11 protein-coding genes are annotated in these 8,414 nt (G+C 35.5%); 8 read left to right on the forward strand and 3 right to left on the reverse strand.

From position 1 onward, the window contains the following. Window positions 1-409: 409 nt before the first annotated feature. Window positions 410-1,294 (reverse strand): UbiA family prenyltransferase, encoded by an 885-nt coding sequence (locus ABJD27_RS18555; protein ID WP_348167111.1) that lies wholly within the window; start codon window positions 1,292-1,294, stop codon window positions 410-412. A gap of 161 nt (window positions 1,295-1,455) precedes the next feature. On the opposite strand from ABJD27_RS18555, the gene ABJD27_RS18560 reads away from it, so the two are divergent. From ABJD27_RS18560 to ABJD27_RS18595, 8 genes are all read left to right on the forward strand, one after another. Further along, on the forward strand, window positions 1,456-2,334 hold the full coding sequence (locus tag ABJD27_RS18560; protein ID WP_348167077.1) for a permease-like cell division protein FtsX: 879 nt from the start codon (window positions 1,456-1,458) through the stop codon (window positions 2,332-2,334). Between the two features lie 17 nt (window positions 2,335-2,351). Further along, window positions 2,352-2,798 carry a hypothetical protein gene (locus ABJD27_RS18565; protein WP_348167080.1) on the forward strand — a complete coding sequence of 149 codons (447 nt, stop codon included), beginning with the start codon at window positions 2,352-2,354 and terminating at the stop codon, window positions 2,796-2,798. 156 nt (window positions 2,799-2,954) lie between these two features. After that, window positions 2,955-3,806, forward strand: coding sequence for a DUF302 domain-containing protein (locus ABJD27_RS18570; protein WP_348167083.1), 852 nt, complete (start codon window positions 2,955-2,957; stop codon window positions 3,804-3,806). Window positions 3,807-3,870: 64 nt separating this feature from the next. Further along, window positions 3,871-4,206, forward strand: coding sequence for a hypothetical protein (locus tag ABJD27_RS18575; protein ID WP_348167086.1), 336 nt, complete (start codon window positions 3,871-3,873; stop codon window positions 4,204-4,206). Between the two features lie 26 nt (window positions 4,207-4,232). Continuing rightward, entirely contained in the window at window positions 4,233-4,505 is a 273-nt protein-coding gene (locus ABJD27_RS18580; protein ID WP_348167089.1) for a DUF3098 domain-containing protein, read from the forward strand. 37 nt (window positions 4,506-4,542) lie between these two features. Continuing rightward, window positions 4,543-5,340 (forward strand): undecaprenyl-diphosphate phosphatase, encoded by a 798-nt coding sequence (locus ABJD27_RS18585; RefSeq protein WP_348167092.1) that lies wholly within the window; start codon window positions 4,543-4,545, stop codon window positions 5,338-5,340. A 23-nt stretch (window positions 5,341-5,363) separates the two neighbouring features. Beyond that, a complete protein-coding gene (truB, locus tag ABJD27_RS18590; RefSeq protein ID WP_348167094.1) occupies window positions 5,364-6,083 on the forward strand; it encodes a tRNA pseudouridine(55) synthase TruB in 720 nt (239 codons plus the stop codon). 58 nt (window positions 6,084-6,141) lie between these two features. After that, window positions 6,142-6,858 carry a hypothetical protein gene (locus ABJD27_RS18595; protein ID WP_348167097.1) on the forward strand — a complete coding sequence of 239 codons (717 nt, stop codon included), beginning with the start codon at window positions 6,142-6,144 and terminating at the stop codon, window positions 6,856-6,858. A gap of 137 nt (window positions 6,859-6,995) precedes the next feature. On the opposite strand, the gene ABJD27_RS18600 is transcribed toward ABJD27_RS18595, so the two are convergent. Both ABJD27_RS18600 and ABJD27_RS18605 read right to left on the reverse strand, forming a co-directional pair. Then, entirely contained in the window at window positions 6,996-7,616 is a 621-nt protein-coding gene (locus tag ABJD27_RS18600) for a thioredoxin family protein (RefSeq protein ID WP_348167100.1), read from the reverse strand. Between the two features lie 117 nt (window positions 7,617-7,733). Then, window positions 7,734-8,414 (reverse strand): T9SS type A sorting domain-containing protein (locus ABJD27_RS18605; RefSeq protein ID WP_348202083.1); only part of this gene is annotated, 681 nt, incomplete at its 5' end.

Here is an 8,414-nt window from a genome sequence, read left to right on the forward strand (position 1 = left end):
TCAGGTTGACGAACTGACGATGCCTTGTCTACTGTTTTTTATACGCTTTCGCGAACCTGCCGGCAGGCAGGAAAGTCTAGACTGATGAAAGGTCAAAAATGATACTACTTTACGTATGACGTCATTCCGAATTCATTTCGGAATCTCACTTTGATTGAGAAGAATGATGATGAGAACCTGAAACGAGTTCAGGTTGACGAACTGACGATGCCTTGTCTACTGTTCTTTATACGCTTTCGCGAACCTACCGGCAGGCAGGAAAGTCTAGACTGACGAAAGGTCAAAAATGATACTACTTTACGTATGACGTCATTCCGAATTCATTTCGGAATCTCATTCTAATTAAGGAAAATATGAGAACCTGAAACGAGTTCAGGTTGACGAACTGATGATACTATGTCTAAAATAACTAAAAAACAGGATGTAATAATTTACCAGCATACAACGCCCATAACATAGAAGCCACAGCCGAGAGGTTCATAGCTAGTCCAAAGAGTTTCATTTGTGCAACTGAATAGGGTTTTTCTTTAAAAAAGAAGAATACATCCAGAAACATCCAAATAGAAAATACAGCGAGAAAACCTGCGAGGACATAATCCTGGAACCAAATGGCAAGAATATAGACTTCAAGAAGTAACAATCCAAGCATGATATACTTGGTGTTTTTACGGCCTATGACGGTAGCGGTTGTTTTCTTTTTGGCTATAATATCTGGTTCTATGTCCATAATTTCTCCTGCAATATGTGCTTGAAAAGCAAATAAGGTAAGATAGAGCAAGGTCTGCCACGGAATTATTTCTAAGTCATTAAGCAATACACTAAATAGTGCTGTAAATACGTATCCTATCTGAATACAGATTTCAAATGGAGGACGTTCTTTAATCCGAAAGGGTTTAAAATTATAGATGATATTAATGACGACCATAAAAATCAATAACAGCAACATATAGATACCCGATAGATAGGTGAAATAGATAATGAACGGCAAGAGTACAATGGCTATTTTTTTGGGAACGGTGTTGAGGTGTTGTTGAGAGGCTTTGGCACCAAACAGGAAATTTCCTTTACGATCATTTACTTTATCTGAGGCTACGTCGTTATAGTCATTAAGCCCGTATACAAGAAAATTTAAAGGAAAGGTGACAAAGAAAAACCCGATCCAAAAAACAGGTTGTTCCCAGAAAGCCGTATTCAGACTAAACGGGACTAGATAAATCCATACGGTAGGAAACCATAGTCCGGGTCTTGATATTTTTATGTCTTTAAGGAAGTCTATAATGGTAGTGATTGAAATTCAAAAATAAGAAGTTGAGATGACTTTTATTTGATTGAAAGATAGATATAAAAGTGCAGATGGTTTTTATAGGTGTATAACAATGTGGAAACTTTGAACGTTGTGTATGCATAGATTTAAAAATCATTGTATTTTTACGTTATTAACCACTCTAGTTATTTATGGCATCTTCATTTGAACGTTATCAAAAACGCCGACTTGTATTCTCGTACGTATCTGTAATCATAAGTATTACATTGGTACTTTTTTTACTAGGGAGTTTAGGGATTGTTGTTATTAAATCTAAAACAGTAGCCGATCAGTTTAAAGAGAAAGTGGTTCTTACGGTCTATTTTAAGGATACTGCCAAAGAGGTTGAGATTAAACAACTAGAAAAATCACTGGCACTTGCCGATTATACAAAGTCTTCTGTTTTTGTGTCAAAAGAAGCTGCCGCCGAAGCGCATAGCGAAGAGATAGGTGAGAACTTTATGGACTTCTTAGGATATAATCCATTACAGAATAGTATTGATGTGTATCTAAAAGCAGATTATGTGTCTCCTACAAAAACCAAAGAAATCTCTGATGAAATTGCCGCTAAGGATTTTGTAGATGAGGTGACATATGATCAATCGCTTATTACATTATTGAGTGATAATATCAAGAAAATTACGTTTTGGGTACTTGTCATCAGTGCGGTGTTTACAGTGATTGCGGTTTTATTGATTAATAGTTCGATACGGTTATCAGTGTACGCCAAGCGTTTTACAATAAAAACGATGCAAATGGTAGGGGCTACAAAGCGTTTTATACGACGTCCTTTTGTTTGGAGAAGTGTACGATTAGGAATTCTAGGTGCGTTACTAGCGCTTATAGGGATGGCGGTTATATTATATTATCTCAATGAGACCTTTCCAGAGTTTTCATTACTTGATGATAAAGTTCTTATAGGTGCACTTTTCTTAGGCATCTTCTTATTAGGAGTTCTCATTACTTGGGTAAGTACATTTATTGCAACACAGCGTTTCTTGAATTTGCGCACAGATGAGTTGTATTATTAAAGAAAGGTGTTATTACTATGAAAATCAAAAGCATTAAAAAATTAATAGGACTGTTCTTGATTTTTAATTTTATAGTTTGTTGTAAAACGGATAAGATTGAGGGGGTAATAATTGGAGACACGTTGCTTGCTCATCAATCTTTTGCTGAAAATCAAAAAATGCAACACTTGATTTCTAATGCACTGCAAAAAGATAAAAAATCAATAATCGAACTAAAAGATTTTCCAAATGGAGGCGCAGCAAGTGCATATGATTTGGGTTATGTTTTGACTCAGATTATTTATAGAATTGGAGAAGACGAGTTTGCCGAAATAATGAGAGAAATACCAAAAGCGAAAAGAAAAGGACTTGAAGGACTTATTATGGTTGGACTCGAATATGGAGACAATGACTATGATGGCAAAGTGGATAATAAAAGAATGGGAATCGAATTTCCACAATTGATAGAGGTGTTTAAAGAATAAAAACAAATCATAGCAATCGCTAGAAATAGTTGCTTGGCAAGGTATTTAGAAAGTCATTGTTTTCTTATAAGATTTTAGTATGAATTTAAACGAAACTTCGACCAAATGGATATTATGAAAAATGGAATCTATTTTTTGTTCTTGAGTATGTTCTTTATGAGCTGCACTCAAAATCAATCTAAAACCACCACAACTCCCATGCGTACTTCTGAATTTATTACTGTAGCTAAAGAAAAAACAGTATCACAACTTGCCGATACTCTTATCCCACAATTAAAAGAAAAAGGATTTAAAATCATGGCCAATATTGATCATTCGATTGCGGCAACAAAAGCAGGTCTTGAGTTACGTCCTACACGTACGATCATTTTTGGAAACCCTAAAGGAGGAACATTACTGATGCAACAAGATCAAAGAATAGGATTGGATCTTCCTTTGAAACTTTTGATATGGGAAGATGCCGCAGGAGATACCCAAATAAGTTATTATAACGGGACGACACTTACGAGTCGTTATGGAATCACAGAGCCACAAGCTGTGATTGGAAAGATCAATGGAGCGTTGGCTGGGTTTACAGAAAATACAACGGTAGAAGGTGCTTCGGTAGCGTCTATAAACGACCAATTAATTACAAAGAAGAGCCCTCATACGGCAGATGAAACCTTTACAAAACTTCAAGAAGTGGTGACTTCAAAAGGGTTGCACGTGATGGCAATTGTACCTCACGATAAAGGTGCAGCTAGCGTCGATCTTGAATTACGCCCTACACGCGTATTAATTTTTGGAAACCCAAAAGTAGGAACGTTATTCATGCAAAGTAATCAGAGTATCGGTATTGACCTCCCTTTAAAAGTACTGGTGCATGAGGATGAAAATGGAGCTGTATTTGTGTCATATCTAGATGCTTCTTTCTTAGCAGAACGTCATGGAATTACCGATAAAGCTGAAGTTGTACAAAAAGTCAATGGAGCACTTGATGGCATTACAAATGCTGTGATTGCCGAGTAACAATACATGTTTTATGGTGAAATAATTTAATGTGTTATACGTTAACGTATTAAAGCCTTGCCGTATGAAACGTGTTATTCTTCTTTCGTTTTTTCTTTCTTTTTCATGTACTTCTTGCCTTATCCAAAACCCCAAGATGGAGGATTGCGAGGTAAAAGAAATTAAAGTGACCAAGGTGTATGAAGGAGGTGTAAAAGATATTGTCTTTCAAGAGGCAGACGGGAATTTCTATTACATCAATAGAGGATTAGAACAAGGGTATACATTAACAAAATTTCGGGAGAAAGTTTTAAATAAAAATGTTACTTTGCATCTAGCAAGTACGCTTATGGGGTCTTCATCCAATCATATTGCTCAAATAGCTATTGGAGATGAGATTTTATTTACAGAGTTTAATTAAAAATATCCGCCTCTGCGGACACAAGCATGGGAGAACAAAAACGTAAAACAACGACATTACAGAAGCATCAAACAGAATTTATTTTTGGTAAGAAAAACTACCAATGGATGCTTATTGGGTTAGGTGTTATTGCCTTTGGATTTATTTTAATGTCTGGAGGAGGAAGTGATGATCCTAATGTGTTTAACCCAGAAATTTACTCTTGGAGACGTATACGTCTTGCACCTGCTATTGTATTGTTGGGCTTTGGTGTCGAAGTATATGCCATTCTTTTAAACCCAAATAAAGAGAAAAAGTAAGTTTGCCACTTTATAAGACTAAGTTATCTTTGCATCCATGAATAATCTAGATGCCCTTTTACTTGGTATTATCCAAGGTCTTACCGAATTTTTACCTGTTTCTTCTAGTGGACACCTCGAGTTAGGAAAAGCTATTCTTGGAGATACATCTGTACCTGAAGAAAGCTTGATGTTTACAGTAGTAGTACACTTTGCGACTGCCTTAAGTACTATTGTTGTTTTTAGAAAAGATATTTGGGAAATCATTACTGGATTATTCAAATTCAAGTGGAATGAAGAGACACAGTTTTCTACAAAGATTATTCTTTCTATGCTTCCTGCTGTTATTGTTGGATTATTTTTTGAAGAAGAATTGGAAGCATTGTTTGGAAGTAATATACTCTTAGTTGGTTGTATGCTTATTGTAACCGCTATTTTGTTATGGATGGCAGATAAGGCAAAAGACACACAGAAGAAAGTATCTTTTTCCAATGCTTTTGTAATAGGAGTCTCTCAGGCAGTTGCCATGATTCCTGGAATTTCTCGTAGTGGAGCGACTATATCGACCTCTGTATTATTAGGGAATGATAAGAGTAAAGCAGCTCGTTTTTCGTTTTTAATGGTAATTCCATTGATCTTAGGTAAGATAGCCAAAGACATTCTAGGAGGTGATTTAACGACAGAAGGGGGTAATATTTCTGTTCTTATTATAGGATTTCTTGCTGCTTTTATTGCAGGGCTTTTTGCATGTACTTGGATGATTAAACTTGTGAAGAAAAGTAAGCTTTCTTGGTTTGCAATCTATTGTTTGATTGTTGGATTAATTGCAATAGGATTTAGTTTGTACAATCGATAATCTTGACTTAAATATCATATTTTATGGAAGAGAAGACAGTCTTAACAGATCAAGATTATAAAGACGGACAGTTATTACTGTTTGATAAACCGATGGAGTGGAGCTCGTTTCAGTTGGTGAATAAAGTACGTTGGCTCATTCGTAAAAATCTGAATATTAAGAAGATTAAAGTAGGACATGCTGGGACATTAGATCCTCTGGCGACTGGTCTTATGATTATCTGTACTGGGAAGTTTACAAAGCGCATCCATGAGTTTATGGGGCAAGAAAAAGAGTATACTGGTACTGTTATGTTAGGAGGAACAACGCCTTCTTATGACTTAGAAACCGAAGTCGATCAAACCTTTCCTATTGATCATATTACAGAGGAGGCGGTATACGCTTTCGCGAAAGCGTACCAAGGAAATATCCAACAACGACCTCCTGTATTTTCTGCATTAAAGAAAGATGGAAAACGTTTATATGAATATGCAAGAGCTGGCGAAGAAGTAGAAATTCCTACAAGAGAAATCACGATTTATGATTTTGAAATTACCCGAATAGCCTTTCCAGAAATAGACTTTAAAGTACGTTGTAGTAAAGGGACCTATATACGATCTCTAGCGTATGATATGGGAAAAGGATTGCAGAGTGGCGCACATCTTACGGTATTAAAAAGAACCAAAATAGGGAAGTACTCCGTAGATAATGCACAGGATCTTACATCTTTTGAGCAAAGTTTTGACACATCTGTAGAAAGCTAAAGAGTGTTAATAGACACGGTGTAAACGAGATTTTGACTATTTTAGAAACCTTATGAAGTTGAGTCATCAAGATAAATCCATGCTTATTACGTTTTCGGGCGCATGTTTATTGGTGCTTGTATTTTTCTTTTTAGGAGTAAAACCTTATGAAGATCCAAATCCAGAAGAAGAGTTTATAGCAATTCCTGTGATCCAAGAACCACTTGAAGAAGAAGAGGTAAAAGAAGAAGTGACGCAACAACAAATGCAAGTAAAAAGTCATCAAGTATATAATGCAAGTGAGTTGCGTAATGAGAGTAGAGAACTTTTTAAAGAAGAAGATCTTATACGTAAAGCTATTGAGCAACAACAATTAGAAAGTGTAGAAGATCTTGAGGCCGAGAATGAGAAGACATTAGAAGAGCACAAAAAATCTACGGAGTTAGCCATGGCTGAACGTAAAGAACGTATCAAGGCTCAAATAGAAGAGAGAGAAAAAGAACGTGCCAGCAAAAAAGGAAATAGAGAGAGTACGGTTTCTTATAATCTTAAGGGGCGAAATGCTCTTAGAATTCCTAATCCTGTATATACTTGTGATGCGATAGGTTCTATCGTATTGGATATAGAGGTAAGTAACACAGGAACTATTACAAAGAAAGAATACAATAAAAAGGCATCTACATCTTCTAATGGATGCTTGATAGATCAAGCACTTATTTATGCCTCTGAGGCTTATTTTGATAGCTCGTCCAATGCTTCTCAAAAAGGAACGATTACCTTTTATTTTCAAGGGTAGTATCTTCTCTATAGAGTATAAATAAAAGGAGTTTTTAAAACACCTCAATTGCATTGCGTGTTTTAAAAACTCCTTTTATAATAATATTTATAGTTTACTATTTTGTAAACGTCTATTTGGTCAAGTAGTTGTTAACTTTAGTTTTCTAAAAATTTAACAAGATCTTTTACTGTATTTTGACCTTTATCTTTATTATACCAAACTTGTAAATCTTGTTTGAATTCTGGTGTTAATTTGCCATGCTCAGCTTTATAATCGTCAACCATTTTTGTAGCTTCGGATGGACGAGGTCCCCAGTCTGTAAGTACGTTTCCAGTAGTGTTATCTATTGCAACTAGTTTTGGTATAGAACGACCTCCATTATATAAGAACGTATCTATTAATTCTAGATTCTCATCACGTTGTACTACTTTTAAAGTAATTCCTTCTGAAAGTTGCGCTATTTTTTGCATCACCGGCATTGTTTGAGCAGCATCACCACACCAGCTTTCTGTAATGACAAGCCACGTAACATCTCCTTTGAAGTCTTTTATTTTTGCTATATCTGCTTCTTGTAATTTGGTAGTTTTATCTAAGCGTTTCATACGACGCTGGTTAAGCATTGTATAATTGGTAAGCGCTTCTGTTTGATTAGGACCTGTGCTTGTTTCTTGAGCAGCATGGTCATCCATTAATTGTCTGAAATCTTCATAAGAAATCGCTTTTGGTAACGCTTCTTGTACAATTTGTTCTCTTGATTTTTCTATCATTGTTTTCATAATCTGTATGTCGACAAAGAAAAGATAAACTTACTTTTCTATATTGTCTAAATTACACTTTTTACGATCAAAATAAGAAATTGTTGTGAAAATTAATAGGATTGTTTTCGTTCTTTGTTATTCTTTAATTACTCTCTTAATAGCCTCTGTTCCTGTGATAGATGTTGTTTTTATAAAATAAAGTCCTGCGTGTAATGTACTCATGTCGATTTGACTATTATACGCATTGATAGGTATTGTTTTTACAACTTGTCCTAACGTATTAAATAGTGTTACGCTTTCTATGCGTGTTGCACTCTCGATGGTTACGATGTCAGAAACAGGATTTGGGTATAAATTGACCGTAAGTGTCGCGAAACCTTCTACAGATAATGCCTCTACAAATGTGGTAGAAGTTGTATTTGTGATGATAGGAGGGTTAAAGTCAAAGAAAATAAAAGCAGTATTCTCAACAGTGTCTTCTAATACAACAGTGTTTTTTGGTTTTATCTTAAAGGCTATAAACCCATTGCTCCCTTCGGGGTCTGCCGTCTCGTGAGGTAAGTTAATATCATCAAAGATGAAAGATACATCATGTCCGTTCATTATTTCTGTTCTCCCAGGATGACTAAGTGATTCTACAACAAGTGTTGTCCAATCTAATTTTTCGTCAAGCTGATCTGCGACTCTAATATTTATAGCAGAGGCTGTCCCTGTATTTTGAAAACGAATCAGATAATGTAAATATTCATCTGCATTTTCAATAAGTACTTCATCTCCTTCAAGACATCTTTTGTCATTTGGATCAAAGGAGTTGAC

The organism is Dokdonia sp. (assembly GCF_039945015.1).
In the GTDB taxonomy this organism is placed as follows: Bacteria; Bacteroidota; Bacteroidia; order Flavobacteriales; family Flavobacteriaceae; genus Dokdonia.